The organism is Aquimarina sp. MAR_2010_214, assembly GCF_002846555.1.
Taxonomy (GTDB): domain Bacteria; phylum Bacteroidota; class Bacteroidia; order Flavobacteriales; family Flavobacteriaceae; genus Aquimarina.
The window spans coordinates 5,547,077-5,564,440 of record NZ_PJMS01000001.1 but is presented as its reverse complement, the minus strand read 5'-3'; the positions used below and the strand labels follow the sequence as shown (position 1 = coordinate 5,564,440).

Genomic DNA, 17,364 nt, shown 5'->3' with positions numbered 1-17,364 from the left:
GCGTTGTCGGGGATATACTATTTATCCTTTCTAATATATTTTTCTACAACGTACCTTTTTATGTTAGCTTCTTTTACCTCTTCTAGTCCATACTGTATAAGAGTATCTCCTTTTATTTCTACTGTAAATGGAAATTTGTGGCCTCTTACTGCTTCTACCGCACAATATTGTAATGTTTCTGTATACGTATTTCCTTCTAGAGTATACGTTCCTCCTCCTCCATAAAAACCATCTGGGTTTGTATGATCTTGATTAAAAAATGCAAAATGATCCTTACCGATGATTTTTATAAAATCTGATGTAGTCATGTCTTTAATTTTCACAGAATCTCCTTCTTTGATCTCTCCATACACCATTTTCCATGCTCCTTCTATTTTTTTGACCTCTTTAGATTTTGATATTGTTGGGGCGGTTTCGCTTTTGTTGCAGGTAATAAAAATAAAAGAACAAGCTAATAGTATAATTTGGTTTCTCATAACATGTTGATTGATGTCGGTAAAGTTAATTTTATTTTCTCTTTTTTAATGTTTTATATCCTATTTCCATTTCCATTTTCCTTGTAATCCACTATACCGGTTAGTGTAAAATGGGTTTTAGTACATTTTTAGGACACGTTGTTGGCAATAGTTTTAAAAATATTGATTGTCTTACTTTTTGAAATTTCAATTTTCCTTGAGTCATTCATATATTTTCATAAATGAATTTAGTAGACAAATTTAGTTTTTATAATCTCTAATATCCTCTGTAGCAGCTGTAAGAGTTTTCATGAGAACAGAATCATATCTATAAAGTAGCTTTTTGAATTTCTTATCGTCTACTTTAATTTTTCCATTGTAAATAGCCTTTTTAAGAGGCCTTAAATCCAAGAGAGTCCAAAGATTTTCTTCCTGATGCTTAAATAATTTCTTATATTCTGGAACATATTTTAAGCGATCAATTTTTTCTCCACTACTTCTAATATAATATCTGCCAGCAAGGGCAAGATTAAAACTTTTGGAATTATTTAATATTGATAATTCATATAAAGTATTTCCAATATCATAAATAGCTAAAGGATTTTTTCCATAAACAGTATGCATACTTCCCATTTTTAAGATCATTTTTGGGTTAGGCTCCTTTGATAAAGCTTTTTTATAATAGTCAAAAAAGTAATGTTTCATCATAATCGCTCTGGAGTTATTACTTTCAAAGTATTGTTTTGTTGGGCCATTTCCGTATGCATATATTTTCCAACTTTTTTCTAACTCTGTCAATAGCGTAGTAACCTCGTTATCTACTCCTTTTGATTCAGAAATAAACTCAAGAATATGTTTATCTTTCAATAAAAGATTAAATTTAGATTTTGATTTCGTAGTAAGATGCTTTAATAAAGATGCGCGAGCTTCTTTATAGATCTTTTCATAGCCTTTTGAATTGTTTTTTGAATTGTTTTTTAATTTTTTTGTCTTAAAAATATCATCAAATAAAAAGGGAGCTGCATATACAAACTCTTGATCGATTCCCCAGATATTATACGCATTAGTTATAGCAATTTCTAGCATTCTAACTTCATCAACCCCATCAAAAAAGGGAATTGGATTTGTTAAATCATCTGGATTATACTTTTTATAAAAATTGGATAAAGAATCAATACCGTTTTTTTGCTTAATAATAGATAGCAATTTTTTTTTACTAAAAGGACCAATCTCAACAGCAAAGTTGTTGTATCCTTTAGGCTTTAGTAAGTTAAGAATAGCAGAAGTAAATTCGGGAGTTTCTTTATTTCCGTGTAACTCACCAATCATAAAAAATTGAGAATTTTCAGCTTCTCTTTGAAGAAAATCTTTTCCATTTCCAATAATTTCATTGTTTACAATTTTGAAAGTATATGTATTTAACTGAATAATCGAGTCAATAGAATAATCATTTTGTGCAGACGACTTTCTTGAAGCAAAACAAACAAGCAACACAATAACAAAAAATAAAAATTTTCTAATATTTTTCATGATATAATACTTTTTATCAAGATGGGATAATATGACAAATGTTACAGTTTACTTAAAAATTAAGATTTAGTTCATTGTCTTTTTCTACCCTAAAAAAAGAGATGATTAATCTTTAATTATTGCCTACAATGATATATGCATACCAGTACCCTGAGATGTCATACTGAGCTTGTCGAAGTGCTCTCGAAGGGTACACAACCCATGTCAACAAGGGGATACCCCCTTATCGACATGGGGGGTATCCCATCAAAAGGTGGTTCGAGCTGATACTTTAACGCTTCGAAGGGTGATGATGACCCTTCGAAGGGATACGATCAGGGTTCGAGCTGATATTATATGGCCCAGAGGGCTTGGCAGGAGGGATAAAAGCGATACGTTTTGGGGGTCGAGGCCATAAAGGGAGCCTTCGAAGGACCTCGGTAACGTTTCGAAGGATGTTCTTAAGGGGTAGAAGCATCCCGATAAGGGGTAACTACTATACAACAACAGCACCAGCCATTACGGCTGGTGCTGTTTTGATACCAGTTCTAACGCAAAATTACCCAATTAAAACCGTTCTTTTTGCCTTATACTTCATACTGAAAATAAAACGTAGCTATGGCTATGGTTGATTTTTAGTATTCGCCTAGAACAAAAACCTTCAATTTTCCTTTTGAGTATTTTTACATCAGAACTGGTATAATACAATATATAGCGATTTATAGTTCTGTATCGGGAGTATCTGTGGTGACTCCGCCACTTCTCTTAAAAAGAACTTTCATATCCTGGTAAACCGATTTGGCACCCGGTTCGTTCTCACCAGCCAGAAAACGCATCATGCGATAAAAGCTTAATGCATTAGAGTAGTTATCATAATCTAATAAGGTTTTGGTATCTACCAATTGCTGAGAGAGGTTTTCTAATAGTTGTACGTGGGTTTCTATCTGTTGGCGGGTACTATAATCCCGATCAAACTCTTCTTTGTCCAAAAAATTAGGAATCCAGCCAGGGTGTTGCTCCATATAATTTTTGGCTTTGTCTACAATAAGTTTGTTTTGATTAGCGATTCGACCGTACTGTGCCCGTTGCTCTGGGGTAAGATTTACTGTTTTACCCAAGAGTACTTCTTTTATGGTTGCTATCCCCTGGGTTAATTTGTTTAACTCGTCTTCTGTAAAGGTTACACTAATTAGATTTTCTAATGCCATTCTTACTATATTTTTTTAGTTAATAAATTTTTATAAGACAAGAATAGAGTACACCAGTTTCATTTTTCGGAACTGAGATTTTTTTAAGAAAGATTTGGCTAACTTTTTGATTTTTATTTACATATTCTTACGTCTCATCGAGTGATTTTATCAGTAGCGATAGCGGTTGATAAAATTGTATCGAGATGCAATAAAACCTATTACTACATTTAGTTCTCGATACAATTTTTCTCCATTACATTACGAAAAACCACTCGAACTGACGAGTTAACACGCTACGTCACAACTTGTCCCGAATTTTCCTCGGGATCGAGTGCGTGAGGAACGAGCGTGTATCGAGATGCATTTGAAAACGATAATATGATGGGCACTCAAAGGGTACAATCACACCAATTCTATAAGATATTTTATGCGTTGATAACACTCTTTTGCCAGGGGACGCAGGGATTCTCCCAGAGGGGTGATCTCATACTCGGTAGCCATACTCATAAAAGCAGCATAGGTCTCTGCGAGGTAGTCGTTTTTTTTATCACTGGGGATATGCATAAGCTGGTATATGATCTCCAGCATCTCTAGATGGTGTGTGTTTGATCCTTCTAACCCCAATTGTGCTAAGCCGTATACCAATTGGCAATGTTTAAGATCTTGTTGTATCAAATCGATGATAAGCTGCTCATTGTTTTGGTGCATGGTAGTATCTATTAAATCTTGGTTAAGTTGTCATATTATTATACGACAAACTTAATGAATTAATTTAAAGTGTCAAACTTTAATATGACAAGAATGTCATATGATTAATTGACATTTGTTATGTGACCAAAGACGAGCTAAAGAAAAATATAGGAAACAGAATCGTTGAGTTAAGGACTCAAAAAGGTTGGAGCCAATCTGATTTGGCCAGGGCTTGCGATAAAGACAGACAAGCGTTGGAGAAATTAGAAAACGGAAAAGTAAACCCTACCATTTATTCACTTTTAGAAATCTCAAAAGCTTTGGAAGTTTCATTGCCGGAGTTGGTTACTTTTTAAGGTTTTTTATTTATGTTAGTTATTTACGGATTATAAATCTGGGCTGTCGGGTTGGAAATCTAGGCTTTCGGAGCATAGTTTAATGTCCAAGATTTTTTCAATTTCTCTTTCTTTCTAGAATTTGATAGTAATAACTAAATGGTTTATCGTATTTCTTATGTTGCCTATTATCATCTTCAAGTTCTATTTCCTCATCTTCTTCCTTTTCTAAATCATTTATTTGACTAAATAGGTTATAATATAATTTGCTCCTATTTCTATCCAATTCTTTTATTTGGACTCTTGAAAATTTATTTAGTTCTAACTCTTGAAAACCATTTTTCCAACACATATCAGTTGAAACTTCACTGAAATTATCTAATCCAATTCTTCCAACAGACATTCCAATTAATTTGTTTATTGTAGATTCAATTGCTGTTCCTTTTTTACATCTTTGATCTTTTTCAACTGCTTTTTTTATTTCATTAACTATTTTCGACTGTTTAATCACTTCTTTATTATATGATTTCTTTCTAACTCTAGTTTCACAATCGAAATTTATTTCGTAACCTACGAATGCTATCCAAGGAAAATCCCCATTTTTAAATGAATTTGTCCATCTGTATGGCCCTTTAGATTTACCATCCCAAAAAGCTTTATAATTAGTCTTTCTGTTTTTAATTGTAACAGTATATAATTCATCAGGTAATTTAAATTTATGAGGAAATAATTTTAGTTCGTCTAAACAACTTAAATATACTTCTTTAGCTTTTTCACATTGTTTTTTATCATTGTGTATTACAATCATATCATCACAAAACCTTAAATATAGTACAGGTAGTTTTTCAAGTTCAATATCAGCTTTGTTTAAATATATATTTGCTATTAATCCAGATAATGCTCCACCTTGCGGAACGCCAATTCTTTCATTATGACCTTTTTCATAATGAAGTGATAGATCTTTATCTATCCAAGGAAACGAACCATTTGATATTTCATATGAATTCCAATATTCAGGTTTGTCTATTTTTTTTACATTAGAGTTAAAAGAATAGCAATCTAAGAAACTTTTAAAAATATGAATAGGTTGATTTAAATCTAATTCGGGTGATTCTTGACTTACCTTACCAATAAGTTTATTAAAAATATCAAATGCAATTTTATGATTGACTGTGTCATAGAATTTTTTCATATCACATTCAATAACATATAATTCTGAAGCAGAATTGTTTTTTTTGTAATCAATTATATCTTTGATACAATTGTGATGTGATATAGTTTTATTTTCTATTTTTTTTGAACGAAAAGCATATGAAGAATCTTTAAAATGCTTATCAAATATTGAGGTTAAAAATTTATTGGTTAAACTCAAAATTATTCTGTCTTCAATGGAAAACATACTAATTGGTCGGCAATCATTCTTTTCTTTAAAGGATTTTTTTATTGGTTCTTTGAGTTTTGGAAATATAAGAGGAGTGGAAACGGAATATGAATTTGATAATGCTTTTTGCTGAATTTCTGTAACGAACTGCATTAAATTAATAAACCAATGTTCTGTTGATTTATTTTTTTTGTGTTTACGAATTGTTTTTAAAAGTGCATAAAAATTTTTATCATTAGAAGTTAAAAATTCGTTTGTTGATTTGTCTTTAATTCTTGATTTTGAACCAATTTTCACCCATTGCCTTCTTGGGGGTAGTATTGTTTTTAATTTATCATTAATTGCTTTTTGATAAATTTCAAATTCGTTTTGCTCATTTGAATTATTTTCTAGGTGATAATTGTACTCTTCATTTGAAGTAAGTAAATGTAATAAGTGTTTTTTGTTTCTATTTTTAGCAATTTTCACTCTGATTTTACATAGTTGCCTGATTATATCTATTTCATTAAAATATAAATTAAACTCTTTCATAGGTTTTAAATAAATGGAGTACCTGTGAAGTGCAAAATGCACATATTGACAAAGATACTGACATATAAGTCATTGGTTTCTTTTAAGCTCTCTGACGAAACCTTATCGTTTATGAGAGTGATATTCGCTCGAGGTAAAACCTTCCGCCTTCGGTACTCCATTATCTTTTTGGTATTTTGTTTTAAATCCTTTATTGTTTGCGAGAAAAACAATACTTGCAAATGAAACTTCACCTTTTCTGTTCTCATAACAGTTTTTTAGGAAGTTTATACAATTTATTTCATTGAATTTATCGGAATCTCTTTTGCTCAATTTTAAGAAATAATTTTTCCCAACATCAAATGTGAAAGTATTTGCCATTGCCATTGCCACTTTACACCAATTCTCATAGCTTTCTGTAATTGTATGATTTTTGTTGTTTAAATATCTAATTATATTACTCATTAAACGTCTGTCATATGGATCATTTCTGTTTTTTGAGTTGTATAAAGCATCTTTGTTACTGCTAAATTTTATGACAGAATTATTTTCTTTCTTTTTTTTAGTTTGTTCTGGTATGTTTGAATTCTCAATTTTAAATTCTTGAAAATTTTCTTTGTTTATGATTTTTTGGTCATAAGAAAGAAAGCAAAGCCTTGTTATATCACTACCGCTTTTATCCAATTCAATATTGTGAGTTTCTAAGAAATAATTTGAAACTAAATTAAAAGCATTTTTATGCTGAAAATCTGTATTGTTTTTCTCGAATTTTTCGATAAAACTTAATTTTATCAAACCTTTATAACCTTTGTTAGAAGGAGATTTCCAAAAAGAAAAAACAAATGGTTCTTGTTTTAAAGTCTTTCCGACTTCTGTCATTTCCTCTGTTGTAAGTTTGTCAATGTCAATGACAAGGATTTGGTTATAATGTTTTAATTTGTCTTTTCTCCGGTTTTCTTGAAATGTAGCCGAAAAAGTTACAGCAGGTAGAGATTTTTTATGGTTGTTATAGTAATCTTTATTTCCATTTTTTAATTCTTTTCGTAATCGTCTAATTTTATTTTGTAATAATTCAGAATTAATAATATTTAAAGTTTGGCCTATTGTTATTTCTTTCGAAATTTTTGACCAAGTGTTTTCTTGATATGAAACTTTAATATTTTTCATTCTATTTCCATAGTTGGTTTTTGGTTTCGGCTATGGTTAGTGCAACAGTTAAAAATAGAGAGCTTTCGATTAAACACTTAACCAATTTTCTATGTTGACTGACTTTCTTTAAAGTCCTATATTTTGAATTATGCACCAAAACCTTTATTAATTTAGCCATTGTTGCCAGTAGTTTTATAGATATGTTATTCCATTGAGTAATTCGGAATATTTTGTCATACCTTCCGTTTCAATTTCAATTATCCCGTGTTTATCTATTTTTTCCTTTTTTTGCATTTCTTCATTTATTTCCAATAATTGCTTTTGAATATTCAAAGTTTGTGCAGTTGAAATGTATGGTAAATTTTTAGGCTTATACTTTTTATAATAATCTTGACAGAAAAAGAAAGCTGTATTCAAATCTTTTACGGTTTGTTTATCAATCCAACTTTTTTCGGTTAAATGAATTAGCCAACTCCAAACTAAATATCCATTATAATCTTGGGTTTCCCAAAATCTACTATCCGCAATAATGTAATCATAACCAACTTTACCAACTAAAGCGTCAGACTCAACTTGCCAAACTCCAAATTTCATTACTGAATTATCGCTACAAAATTGTTCATAATCAAATCGACCATTTTTTTTAGTATAACTTATTGCGGCTAAGTTCTAATTAGAATATGTTTTATCTTTACTTTATAAAAACGGAGAAATGATACCAGAAGATTTTAGAGATTTTTTCATTAGTTCATCGGCTTTGGTTCAATCAGAAATTGTTTCCACATTATTGGAGATCTCTACTGAGGGTTCAGCCCTGATTGATAGCAATCAGAGTAAAGCCATAAGCTGTCCTCATTGTAAGTGCAATAAAATTAAGGCTAATGGTAAGCTCAAAGGAGTACAGCGCTATGTTTGTAATACTTGTCATAAAAACTTTAGTGAAACTACCGGTAAGTTCTGGTACAACCTCAAGAAGAAAGACAAAGTTAATCGTTATTTATTCTGTTTACTCTCTGGATATAGTATTCGCAAGAGTGCCAAAGAAACAGGGATTTCTATTCAGACTTCTTTTGATTGGAGGCACAAATTACTTGTCTCCTTTGGGAGCGTAAGTGTGGATGAATTCCAAGGAATCCTAGAGAGTGATGATCTTTTCTTTGCTTACTCTGAAAAAGGGAATCGAAATTTGGATCGTCCTGCTAGAAAACGTGGCGCAAAGGCAAGTAAAGCTGGTCTCAGTAATGAAAAAGTAGCTGTGATAGCCAGTTGTGACCGATCAGGGAACAAAGATTTCAAAGTAGCTACCAGAGGTCGCATTAGTAAAAGTGACTTGGAGACTATATTACAAGGGAAGTTGGCTAAAGTAGAAACCCTTTGTAGCGACAGTCACAGAAGCTATACTGCATTTGCAAAAGACAAGAAGGTAGCACACAAAAAATTTAATGCTTCGAAGGGTCAAAGAGCTGTTGACAAAATATATCACGTACAAAATGTGAATAATATGGATATGCGTCTAAGGAAATTTATGGAGCCCTTCAATGGAGTGGCAACAAAATACCTTCAGAATTATCTGAATTGGTTTTTAGTCTTAGAAAAAATAAAAAATTCAACCAGTAAAATGGCAACCGTAGCAGCTATAGCCTTTGCTTCCAATACTGCCTGGATGGAATTTAAAAACATAGTAGTAAATAATATGCTTTTTAGAACTTAGCCCTTATTGCTTTTTCGTAATCAGAATGATTTTCGTCAAAATTATCTGGAATTTCTCCATTTTGCCAAAGTTCATATAAATGTGATTTTGCGTTTTGTTCTGTCATAGTTGTCTAAAGTTTTATGTCTAATTTTTTATTCAGTAGATTTTCTAATTCTGTTCTGTTCTGAAAAAGGTATTATTGGGTCTTGTTTTTACTCTATCACAAACTGTATCAACTTTTATGTTGATATTTATAAATGATTGTTTCTATTCTTTAATTCGATCACATTTTTAAAATTCATTTTCTATGGTTTATTTAAATCGCTAGCGAAAATAACATATACGTACCAGTACACATACACCCATTTATACATATCGATAAGCATTCATTTTATCATAAAAACTCCAGCCTATCTACATTTGTATTTTTTAATCCCCTAAAACTACTGCTACCTTTTTTATTACGGTTACGGGAAACCACATGGTAGGGGAGAAAGTTTTTTGTATACGTTAGTAGGTTTGAGGTGTTAGGTAGTAGGTATGAGGTTTTGGGTAGTAGGTTTTGGGTATGAGGTGTACCTTTCGAGAGCACTTCGACAAGGCCTGTATGACACCTTAGTGTACGTGGATAGATTGCAAATCTACATTGTTGAAGGAGCTATTAATTATATAGTTTGTTCTGAGCCGTTTTTTTATTCGTTTATAACTTTTAAAATATCTTTTACTGGTATACACATAGAATTAGAGAGGTAAGGTTTATAAGTGTTTAGGTAAAATCTCTCTTCTACTTTGCATGGGATACAAGATTTATTTGATAATAATTTGAGTATTCTTTTTTTATTTAAGAATTCATCATCTTTATCGTAGAAAAAAACTTCGGATCGAAACAAAAACTTACCTGATTGTTTTTTATTTTGATTTAAAAAATAAAAAGAACCTGAGAGGTTTCTGTTATTTTGAGTAATCTCTTTGATATCAAAATTATTACTATTCTCTAAAGAACAATAAAGTCTAGGACTACCTCCTTTTTTTATAAAAAAACTATCCAAATCAATGTTAGAAAAGAAAAATACTTCATAGATATCTAACCTTGGATGTTTTTTATGAGGGCTTCTAAACTCTTTATACTCGAGATCAGCAATAGGTATCTCATGATCTTTAGAACAACTGATTGCAAGTATCGATAAGAAAGTGGATAGATAAATATATAATGGCCTCATTTTGTTTCTATATAATTAGTGATAGAGTTTAGCAATAAACTAGAAGCTGAAATTGTTTTTTTAGCAAGTACTTCATTAAACATAGGCTTAGCTCTTCCATGACTATTTTTTGTAATGTGTAGTATATGTATGTCTTTTGGATCGGGAGTCCATTGCCTACCCGCATCAGCAATAGCATCATCCATGGCATAGTTCTCGGGGGCAGTATAAATATTGATCCAGTAATTCATCTTGGGTTTGAGGTTTTGGGTTTGAGGTGTACCCTTTGACTGTGCCCTGGGTACGTGGAAGGATTGCAAATCTGCATTGTTGAAGGAGCTATTAATTATATAGTTTGTTCTGAATCGTTTTTTTATTCGTTTATAACTTTTAAAATATCTTTTACAGGGATACACATCGGGTTGGAGAGGTAGGGTTTGTATGAATCTAAATAGAAGGGTTTGTATATCTTACAAGGCACACAAGTTAAATTTTTAAGTAATTTTTTTATTTCTTTTACCTCCATAAAATTGGTTTCGCTTCCTTGATTTTTGGATGTTTTAAATGCTACTTCCGCAATATAAGTGTTTGTTTTTTCAGTGATATTAACTTTTTTGTTTTCCAAAATAAAACCAGATATGGCATTATTAGATTTTCTAAGATTTTCTACTGTAAAATTGATGTTTTTATTTAACGGACAATATATTAGAGAATTAATGAGAGCACTATCTAATTTTATATTTGTATTGAAATATATATTATATAAATCAGGTCTATTAGTAGTAGGACTCTTTTTGAAATCTAAAAAATGGATTTTTGTTTCTTGTATATTATTGTCCAAACGGCAGCTAATTGAAAATACCAATATTAAAAGGATGAGTATGAAGTTGATTGTTTTCATTTTGTTTCAATATATTTTTGAATAGCTGATAACAATAAGTTAGAAGCGGTTATTCTTTTTTTAGATAATGATTCTGTAAACATATCTCCAGCACTACCATGACTATATTCTGTGATATGCAGTACATGAATATCTTTTGGGTCAGGAGTCCATTGCCTACCTGCATCTGCGATAGCATCATCCATGGCATAGTTCTCGGGGGCAGTATAAATATTGATCCAGTAATTCATCTTGGGTTTGAGGTTTTGGGTTTGAGGTATACCCTTTGACTGTGCCCTGGGTACGTGGATAGATTGCAAATCTGCATTGTTGAAGGAGCTATTAATTATATAGTTTGTTCTGAGTCGTTTTTTTATTCGTTTATAACTTTTAAAACATCTTTTACTGGTATACACATAGAATTAGAGAGGTAAGGTTTATGAGCATCCATAAAAAAACGGCATTCAATTTTACATTCTAAACATTCTACCTGTTTCATCAGGTTAATAAGATGTTTCTTATCTAAATATGCTTCTCGAAAGCTTTTATTTTTACCAGTATAAAAATCAACTCCAACTAAATAATTATATCCTTGTTGGCTATTATCGTCGATGATCTCAAAACCTATACTTGCGATATAATTTTCTAAAGACTCAATTTCTTTTGACGTAAAATTATCAATCTGTGTTAAGGGACATATTAGATAAGGAGTACCTCCGTTAATCTCTAACAAACTATCTATTTTTATGTCAGAATTTATTTTCAAAATATAAGTATCAACAAGATCTCCTTTATTTCTGATCTTCTCAAAACTTTTATATTTTAAATCTGCCTTAGGGATTTTGTGATCAGCACAGTAAGTAAGTAAAGCAAACACTAATAGTGTAATTACAACCTGTTTTATTGTTTTCATTTTGTTTCTAAATATTTTTTGATTGTAAAAAATAACTGACTAGAAGATGTTATGTTGTTTTTGGTTATATCTTCATTAAACATATTTCCTGATTCTCCATGACTATATCTGGTAATGTGTAGCACATGAATATCTTTTGGGTCAGGAGTCCATTGCCTACCTGCATCCGCAATAGCATCATCTGTAATATAATCTTCTGGATGAGTATAAATATTAATCCAGTAATTCATTTTGGGTTTTGGTGTACGCATATGAATATCCGAAATCATTTTGATATGTTCTCCTGCACCTACTGGATCAAGGGTAATCAAGATCTCTACTGTATATCCCATATCAGTAAGTATTTGAGATAAATGAGCACCATTCCAGCCCCCTAAGCTATGCCCTACAATATTTACTTGTGTTCCATCTTTGTTAGGTAATAAACTTAATATGTTACTCTCGATATCTTCTTCTCCTTTTACTTCGTTATAGCCTAAATGCTGAGAATTATATTGGTTTTTATATTCAAATCTTGTTTTTATGAGATTATCAAAAACCACTTTGACTCCTCTTTCGATATTATTTGTTGGTCCAACACCATAAAATGATTCCTTATCCCCAGCACCACCGATAAAAAAGGTGACTACCTGTTTATAAGTTACTTTGGTATTTATATTTGGGTTAAGGTTTCCTATATATGCGTATATTTTAGCAGTGTGCTTGCCTTTATTTACTTTTATAGGGGTTTTTAATATTCCATCTTCATACGTACCACCTGTTGTGAGTTGTTGAGTAGCATTCTCATCGTCATAACTAGCAGTCCATTGTATTTGGTTTAGGTCATCTCCTTCTTCATAGTTTTTTAGTGTAGCGTGGTAGTAATATTCATGTTTAGGACTGATATATTTTACTTTGTTCCCTGCTTCATCAAACGGGCCATCTACATTGGTTACTTTTATAGCTTCTGTTTCTTCTTCTTGTGTAGTTAAAGGTACTTGATTATTCAGAAACGCTGTTACCCTTCTTGGAGTAGTATATTTTCCCTGTGAGTGAGAATCTTCTATTCCCGCAGCAGTTATCAACAGGGTTTCGGTAAGTGGTTCTCTTCCATTAGCCTTAAAATCTGTACCATCATAGGTTACATAGCAATCGACAAATCTAACCTTACGGGTTCTACTACCAGACATACTATCGGCATATTCCAGAATGATTTCCTGTATTTGCTGTGTGGGATGTATGGCTTTTTCAAAAAAGTAGGTGTCTTTTGTAGCTTCGATCACTGCTTTTAATCCCGTGTGAAAAGGTCTGGAAATTGGTCGTCCTGTCTCATCACTGGGCTGTGTGATACTGTGCTCGGTTTGTAGTACGTTATAAACTTGTCCATCAGCATATAATCTGGCAATAATGCCCATTTTTTTGGTTTTTAAGAGTTGTTCAAATTTATAAATTATTTTGGTTTAATGGTTTAGAATAATGATAGATGTATGGGAGTAGGAGGTATGAGGTGTTAGGTAGTAGGTATGAGGTTTTGGGTTTTAGGTATGAAGTGTACCCTTCGGCTGCGCTCAGGGTACGTGGAGGGATTGCAAATCTGTATTGTCGGAGGAGTTATTAATTATATAGTTTGTTCTGAGCCGTTTTTTTATTTGTTGATTAGTTTTTTATTCGTTTCTGTAAATAGTATACTATTACTATAATTCCCCAAATAATTAAAATATCTATTAATAAACTCCAAATATTCCAAGAAAATCTTAATTCATCAGAAGCAGTAAAGAATTGATTATAATATTGTAAAGGAAAACCAATTTTTAATTCAGGGAAATCTGAGGTAAAAATAGAATTTAAAACAGTCAAAAATGATATTGAAAGAAAGATCAAAATTGATACTACAGTTACGGGAATTATTTTTTTTATCTAATAAGAGTATTTACCGTAGGTAATATTTTCTTTTTTTAAGCTTACAAATCATCCAACTTTTTATGTATTTCTTTCTCAGGATATTGCTTATTATATTTGTTGTTCTGACTGCCAAAAAACACGGGTACGTGTTCGGCGGGTGTAGTGTCATAATCATTTATAATCGTAGTACCTAATGTAGAAAGGCGTTTCAAATTAGATAATTCCTTTACAAACTTAATGCTCTCAAGGTTTTTGCAGTCTAATAATTGAAGTTCTTTAAGGCTTTTCAATTCACCGACAGGGGTAAAATCTTTAAGTTTCCAACAAATATCAAACTCTAATCGCTCTAACTTTTGTAAAGCCGTAATACCTGAAATATCTGTAAGACTACGTACTCCCCCTAATGATAGATTTTCCAAGTTTGTAAGATTTTCTATTCCTTTTAATGATTTGATTTTGGCAGTTGCGAAACTTAGGCTTTTCAGATTAGTAAGGTTGCTTAATTTTGTTAGGTCTTTTTCGTCAAAATCTGAAATCATTAAATCTTCGATATGACTGTTTAATGATTCTAAATTGATAATCTTCTTCTTTGAATAAACAGTTAACCATAAAGTTTTGATAGTTGCAGGCAGCGTATTACAATCTAATATAAAATCTGTATCCTTCCAAACCGATATAGAAAGTGCTTCTAAATTTGGCATCTGATATACATAAGATGATTTAGCTTTGTAATAATAACAAGTAGATAAGTTTAAAGATTTTATTTCTTTGAATTTTTGCATAAATTTTTCCAAAAATTCTTCAGGAAATTCTTCATCTAAACGAACACTGTATTTACCCGTTAAAAATTCTGGTTTAGCGTCATCTAAATTTGAACTTGGTTTGATCATTAAATAAGGATCACCTGGCACACTTTTTATCAGATACATTTAATTTAGATTTATTTGTTGATATTCTTTAGGTAGATTATATTTTTCTGCAATTTCTCGAGCTTTCTGTTTAAATTTTCTAAGTCCTCCTACAGAATTCAAATCATATCTACCGCCTACAGGATTAACTTTATTTAATAACTTTTTAAAAATACTCTTATCTTTTATAACACCACCATATTTTTCAGCAATAATAAACTGTTCATAGATTTCCCGTTCTGCTTTGGTAGAACCTGCCATTTTATGAGTAACACCTTGTATTACTTCTTGTGCGCTTTTTAATTTACCACTCTTGCCAAAATGGCGTTGCATCCGTTTAAAAATATTCTTGGATTGCCCTACATAAGCCTGTTCAAGATCATCAGCATTTTTAATGATAAGATCATAAACACCTTTATTATCAACAGCTTTTTTTAGCTTGCTTAGCAATTGTAGCAGCAACTCCAAAACCTGGTACCATTGCTGCAAAGCTTAGTGCAGCATCGCCATAATTTCCTCGTGCTAAAGAAATACAGCCATTGGCTAAGTCTGCAATTTCTCCTAATCCAGGGACAAGACCAGCAATATCTAACCCTGTTTGTAAACTGTCTGCCCACTTGCTCCAAGTGGTAGGTTTTCCTCCGTTTTCCTCTGCATCGTATTTACTTATCTCTTGCCACGATACGGCTTGATCTGGTGAAACAGTCGAATAGTTTGCAAACTCTGGATTGCTGCGATCTACGATATCAGGTACTTGTAAATCTGAAAAATCAACATTAGGGAATAGGCGTTGTGCATCTGCCAAAGTACCTTCAAATGTGCCTAGTGAATTATCATAAAAAAACACATCTTCGCCCCTTGATGAAATTTCAGATTTCAACTGGCTAACAAGTATTGTTCCTCTATCTGTAACTTTGGCAGTGGTAGAGCGTTTAACTTGTGCAATACTTTCGCCCACTACAATAGCCTGGTGGTTGATATGCATTAAACCTTTGCCATCATCATCGGGGTAGGTTTGTACGACTTTATCATTGGGTTTTAATTTTTTAGGAAAAAAATAATACTATGAGTGATGGGATAACTCATAGGTCTTTTTATTGATGTACTAATTGTAAAGTAGTTTCATACAAAGGGGTGCCTTCGACCTTTGTCTTTATCCAGGCATAAAAACTCATATCAAAAATGTCTTCATCCTTGGGAGTAGAAGTGGTGAGTTCATTATGAATCTTGTCCTTAAATGCTACTGTGGTTGCAATCTCTGGTTTGTGGTAGTACGTAGCCGCTAGTTTCAGGAATTCTGATGCTCGCGTTTCTCTATTGTTTTTGAGATATGCACCATGTTTCTTTTTAAAACTATTTACTCTGGATTCTACTACATCTATATGATCAAGTTCTATACGTAGTAAAATCTCAATTAGATTTTTGTTAATTACCCAGGCCAGCCCTGCTTTTTCGGTATACCAGTGATCACTGTGGTAAAAGTCATTAAGAATACCTAGGGCTTCTTTAAACTGTTGTTGCTGAAAATAATAGACAATATGGCTTAATTTAAGATCCAGGATATATGAGATCTGGTCTTTGTGTTTTTCGTAGTCAAAGGTGTCTAACATCAAAATAGCATCTTCTGCCTGGCCTGTATAATTAAGATTGAGCGACAGTAGTAGTGTGTATTGCGGAAAAAATCGCTTGTAATATTTATCCTGATGTTTTTTCATTTGCTCATGCATCAGGACCAGGTACTGCTGCGAGGTGTTAAAATCTTTATTCCTGAAATAAGAATTACTTACATAGTATAAGATCTGGATATGGTAAAAGAGATGCTTGTCGATTACATCCTCTTTTGCATCTATTAGGGTATAGACTTCTTCTACAAAAGGAAGTATGGAGTGATAATCCCTGGTGATATGAGCTGTTTGATTCGTAATCTCCAGGATCTTAAATAAGGATCGAAACGTAAGATCTTGTGTAATCGATAATCCAAACCTGGATAATGTGGTTTTTATAATCGGTACGGCATCTCGTCTTTGTTTCATCAATTCATGCTGTACAGTAGCGTAAAACAGGTTTAGGTTTTCTTCTTGCTGTAGTGATTTTTTATTACTTCTGAAATTAGCAAATAAAGCTTCTATTACTATCCCCCGGTTAAGGTGAGCGTATTGAATCTGTGTATAGTAAATCTCATTCAGGATACTGAAAAGTGCATAGGTTTTGGCCTTTTGCTCTGCTTTGGAAATGGTTTTAAAAGCAATTTTATATTGTTTTTGTTCAAAGAAACTCCTGCTGGCTCTAAGGAGCTTAAGGGTTTCCATCTCTTCTGAAGTCTCTTCCTCAAAACTTTTGGCAGCAATAAAATCAATCAGCGTATCATAAAGTCTTTTGCATAGTGCGTGATAAGCACCCTTGGCTCTTTTTCCATAAATCTGGATATCGAGGTCTTTAGCTGTTGATGTGGTATCAAGAAGCTTAAATAACTGGATGTTTTTGGTATCGTTTCTTTTATTCTTTTGCCGCAATATCGTGATGAAATTTCGCTTTGATTCATCAGATAAGGTATGGATTATAGAAGAAATAACATGCATTATATCGTAAGTATAATTTTGATAAAAATACTGTAAATATTGATAAAACTGATTTATTAACATAAATATATCGTAAGTTTTTATTTAAAATC

19 protein-coding genes are annotated in these 17,364 nt (G+C 32.0%); 2 read left to right on the top strand and 17 right to left on the bottom strand.

Features of this window, described 5'->3' with window-relative positions; all coding sequences use genetic code 11:
• Nucleotides 1–17 precede the first annotated feature (17 nt).
• The 4 genes from ATE84_RS24025 to ATE84_RS24010 all read right to left on the bottom strand — a co-directional run bounded on the left by ATE84_RS24025 (nucleotide 18) and on the right by ATE84_RS24010 (nucleotide 3,862).
• Entirely contained in the window at nucleotides 18–476 is a 459-nt protein-coding gene (locus ATE84_RS24025) for a hypothetical protein (RefSeq protein WP_101450333.1), read from the bottom strand.
• A gap of 240 nt (nucleotides 477–716) precedes the next feature.
• Complete coding sequence (locus ATE84_RS24020; protein WP_101450332.1) at nucleotides 717–1,985, bottom strand: hypothetical protein; 1,269 nt, start codon at nucleotides 1,983–1,985, stop codon at nucleotides 717–719.
• Between the two features lie 698 nt (nucleotides 1,986–2,683).
• Nucleotides 2,684–3,172, bottom strand: a complete 489-nt coding sequence (locus ATE84_RS24015) for a hypothetical protein (RefSeq protein WP_101450331.1) — start codon at nucleotides 3,170–3,172, stop codon at nucleotides 2,684–2,686.
• A gap of 384 nt (nucleotides 3,173–3,556) precedes the next feature.
• Nucleotides 3,557–3,862, bottom strand: coding sequence for a hypothetical protein (locus ATE84_RS24010; protein WP_101450330.1), 306 nt, complete (start codon nucleotides 3,860–3,862; stop codon nucleotides 3,557–3,559).
• A 122-nt stretch (nucleotides 3,863–3,984) separates the two neighbouring features.
• Here ATE84_RS24010 and ATE84_RS24005 point away from each other — a divergent pair, with 122 nt between their 5' ends.
• Nucleotides 3,985–4,200, top strand: a complete 216-nt coding sequence (locus ATE84_RS24005; protein WP_101450329.1) for a helix-turn-helix domain-containing protein — start codon at nucleotides 3,985–3,987, stop codon at nucleotides 4,198–4,200.
• Nucleotides 4,201–4,297: 97 nt separating this feature from the next.
• Here ATE84_RS24005 and ATE84_RS24000 read toward each other — a convergent pair whose 3' ends face one another.
• From ATE84_RS24000 to ATE84_RS23990, 3 genes are all read right to left on the bottom strand, one after another.
• A complete protein-coding gene (locus ATE84_RS24000) occupies nucleotides 4,298–6,091 on the bottom strand; it encodes a reverse transcriptase/maturase family protein (protein ID WP_101450328.1) in 1,794 nt (597 codons plus the stop codon).
• Nucleotides 6,092–6,193: 102 nt separating this feature from the next.
• Nucleotides 6,194–7,237 (bottom strand): BT4734/BF3469 family protein, encoded by a 1,044-nt coding sequence (locus ATE84_RS23995; protein WP_101450327.1) that lies wholly within the window; start codon nucleotides 7,235–7,237, stop codon nucleotides 6,194–6,196.
• A gap of 174 nt (nucleotides 7,238–7,411) precedes the next feature.
• On the bottom strand, nucleotides 7,412–7,813 hold the full coding sequence (locus tag ATE84_RS23990; RefSeq protein WP_101450326.1) for a hypothetical protein: 402 nt from the start codon (nucleotides 7,811–7,813) through the stop codon (nucleotides 7,412–7,414).
• Nucleotides 7,814–7,931: 118 nt separating this feature from the next.
• Between ATE84_RS23990 and ATE84_RS23985 the strand changes: the two genes are divergently transcribed.
• Nucleotides 7,932–8,930, top strand: a complete 999-nt coding sequence (locus tag ATE84_RS23985) for an IS1595 family transposase (protein WP_101444842.1) — start codon at nucleotides 7,932–7,934, stop codon at nucleotides 8,928–8,930.
• 674 nt (nucleotides 8,931–9,604) lie between these two features.
• Here ATE84_RS23985 and ATE84_RS23980 read toward each other — a convergent pair.
• From ATE84_RS23980 to ATE84_RS23930, 10 genes are all read right to left on the bottom strand, one after another.
• Complete coding sequence (locus ATE84_RS23980) at nucleotides 9,605–10,132, bottom strand: hypothetical protein (RefSeq protein ID WP_101450325.1); 528 nt, start codon at nucleotides 10,130–10,132, stop codon at nucleotides 9,605–9,607.
• Nucleotides 10,129–10,362, bottom strand: coding sequence for a hypothetical protein (locus ATE84_RS23975; RefSeq protein ID WP_101450324.1), 234 nt, complete (start codon nucleotides 10,360–10,362; stop codon nucleotides 10,129–10,131). The genes ATE84_RS23980 and ATE84_RS23975 overlap by 4 nt, the downstream gene beginning before the upstream one ends.
• Nucleotides 10,363–10,484: 122 nt before the next feature.
• Complete coding sequence (locus ATE84_RS23970; RefSeq protein WP_101450323.1) at nucleotides 10,485–11,012, bottom strand: hypothetical protein; 528 nt, start codon at nucleotides 11,010–11,012, stop codon at nucleotides 10,485–10,487.
• Entirely contained in the window at nucleotides 11,009–11,242 is a 234-nt protein-coding gene (locus ATE84_RS23965) for a hypothetical protein (RefSeq protein WP_101450322.1), read from the bottom strand. The genes ATE84_RS23970 and ATE84_RS23965 overlap by 4 nt, the downstream gene beginning before the upstream one ends.
• Nucleotides 11,243–11,364: 122 nt before the next feature.
• On the bottom strand, nucleotides 11,365–11,904 hold the full coding sequence (locus ATE84_RS23960; protein WP_101450321.1) for a hypothetical protein: 540 nt from the start codon (nucleotides 11,902–11,904) through the stop codon (nucleotides 11,365–11,367).
• Nucleotides 11,901–13,298 (bottom strand): type VI secretion system tube protein TssD, encoded by a 1,398-nt coding sequence (gene tssD, locus ATE84_RS23955; RefSeq protein WP_101450320.1) that lies wholly within the window; start codon nucleotides 13,296–13,298, stop codon nucleotides 11,901–11,903. The genes ATE84_RS23960 and tssD overlap by 4 nt, the downstream gene beginning before the upstream one ends.
• Before the next feature lie 546 nt (nucleotides 13,299–13,844).
• On the bottom strand, nucleotides 13,845–14,714 hold the full coding sequence (locus ATE84_RS23945) for a leucine-rich repeat protein (RefSeq protein WP_101450318.1): 870 nt from the start codon (nucleotides 14,712–14,714) through the stop codon (nucleotides 13,845–13,847).
• Complete coding sequence (locus tag ATE84_RS23940; RefSeq protein ID WP_143273700.1) at nucleotides 14,715–15,143, bottom strand: GIY-YIG nuclease family protein; 429 nt, start codon at nucleotides 15,141–15,143, stop codon at nucleotides 14,715–14,717. It lies immediately after the preceding gene.
• Nucleotides 15,115–15,678 (bottom strand): hypothetical protein, encoded by a 564-nt coding sequence (locus ATE84_RS23935; protein WP_101450316.1) that lies wholly within the window; start codon nucleotides 15,676–15,678, stop codon nucleotides 15,115–15,117. The genes ATE84_RS23940 and ATE84_RS23935 overlap by 29 nt, the downstream gene beginning before the upstream one ends.
• Nucleotides 15,679–15,787: 109 nt before the next feature.
• Nucleotides 15,788–17,272: a hypothetical protein gene (locus ATE84_RS23930; RefSeq protein ID WP_101450315.1), complete on the bottom strand. Its 1,485-nt coding sequence runs from the start codon at nucleotides 17,270–17,272 to the stop codon at nucleotides 15,788–15,790.
• Nucleotides 17,273–17,364: the final 92 nt, after the last annotated feature.

Bases quoted from the DNA above. Each gene is read 5' to 3' on its own strand.
- ATE84_RS24025 (WP_101450333.1), bottom strand. From the start codon at position 476: ATGAGAAACCAAATTATACTATTAGCTTGTTCTTTTATTTTTATTACC.
- ATE84_RS24020 (WP_101450332.1), bottom strand. From the start codon at position 1,985: ATGAAAAATATTAGAAAATTTTTATTTTTTGTTATTGTGTTGCTTGTT.
- ATE84_RS24015 (WP_101450331.1), bottom strand. From the start codon at position 3,172: ATGGCATTAGAAAATCTAATTAGTGTAACCTTTACAGAAGACGAGTTA.
- ATE84_RS24010 (WP_101450330.1), bottom strand. From the start codon at position 3,862: ATGCACCAAAACAATGAGCAGCTTATCATCGATTTGATACAACAAGAT.
- ATE84_RS24000 (WP_101450328.1), bottom strand. From the start codon at position 6,091: ATGAAAGAGTTTAATTTATATTTTAATGAAATAGATATAATCAGGCAA.
- ATE84_RS23995 (WP_101450327.1), bottom strand. From the start codon at position 7,237: ATGAAAAATATTAAAGTTTCATATCAAGAAAACACTTGGTCAAAAATT.
- ATE84_RS23990 (WP_101450326.1), bottom strand. From the start codon at position 7,813: ATGAAATTTGGAGTTTGGCAAGTTGAGTCTGACGCTTTAGTTGGTAAA.
- ATE84_RS23985 (WP_101444842.1), top strand. From the start codon at position 7,932: ATGATACCAGAAGATTTTAGAGATTTTTTCATTAGTTCATCGGCTTTG.
- ATE84_RS23980 (WP_101450325.1), bottom strand. From the start codon at position 10,132: ATGAGGCCATTATATATTTATCTATCCACTTTCTTATCGATACTTGCA.
- ATE84_RS23975 (WP_101450324.1), bottom strand. From the start codon at position 10,362: ATGAATTACTGGATCAATATTTATACTGCCCCCGAGAACTATGCCATG.
- ATE84_RS23970 (WP_101450323.1), bottom strand. From the start codon at position 11,012: ATGAAAACAATCAACTTCATACTCATCCTTTTAATATTGGTATTTTCA.
- ATE84_RS23965 (WP_101450322.1), bottom strand. From the start codon at position 11,242: ATGAATTACTGGATCAATATTTATACTGCCCCCGAGAACTATGCCATG.
- ATE84_RS23960 (WP_101450321.1), bottom strand. From the start codon at position 11,904: ATGAAAACAATAAAACAGGTTGTAATTACACTATTAGTGTTTGCTTTA.
- tssD (WP_101450320.1), bottom strand. From the start codon at position 13,298: ATGGGCATTATTGCCAGATTATATGCTGATGGACAAGTTTATAACGTA.
- ATE84_RS23945 (WP_101450318.1), bottom strand. From the start codon at position 14,714: ATGTATCTGATAAAAAGTGTGCCAGGTGATCCTTATTTAATGATCAAA.
- ATE84_RS23935 (WP_101450316.1), bottom strand. From the start codon at position 15,678: ATGCATATCAACCACCAGGCTATTGTAGTGGGCGAAAGTATTGCACAA.
- ATE84_RS23930 (WP_101450315.1), bottom strand. From the start codon at position 17,272: ATGCATGTTATTTCTTCTATAATCCATACCTTATCTGATGAATCAAAG.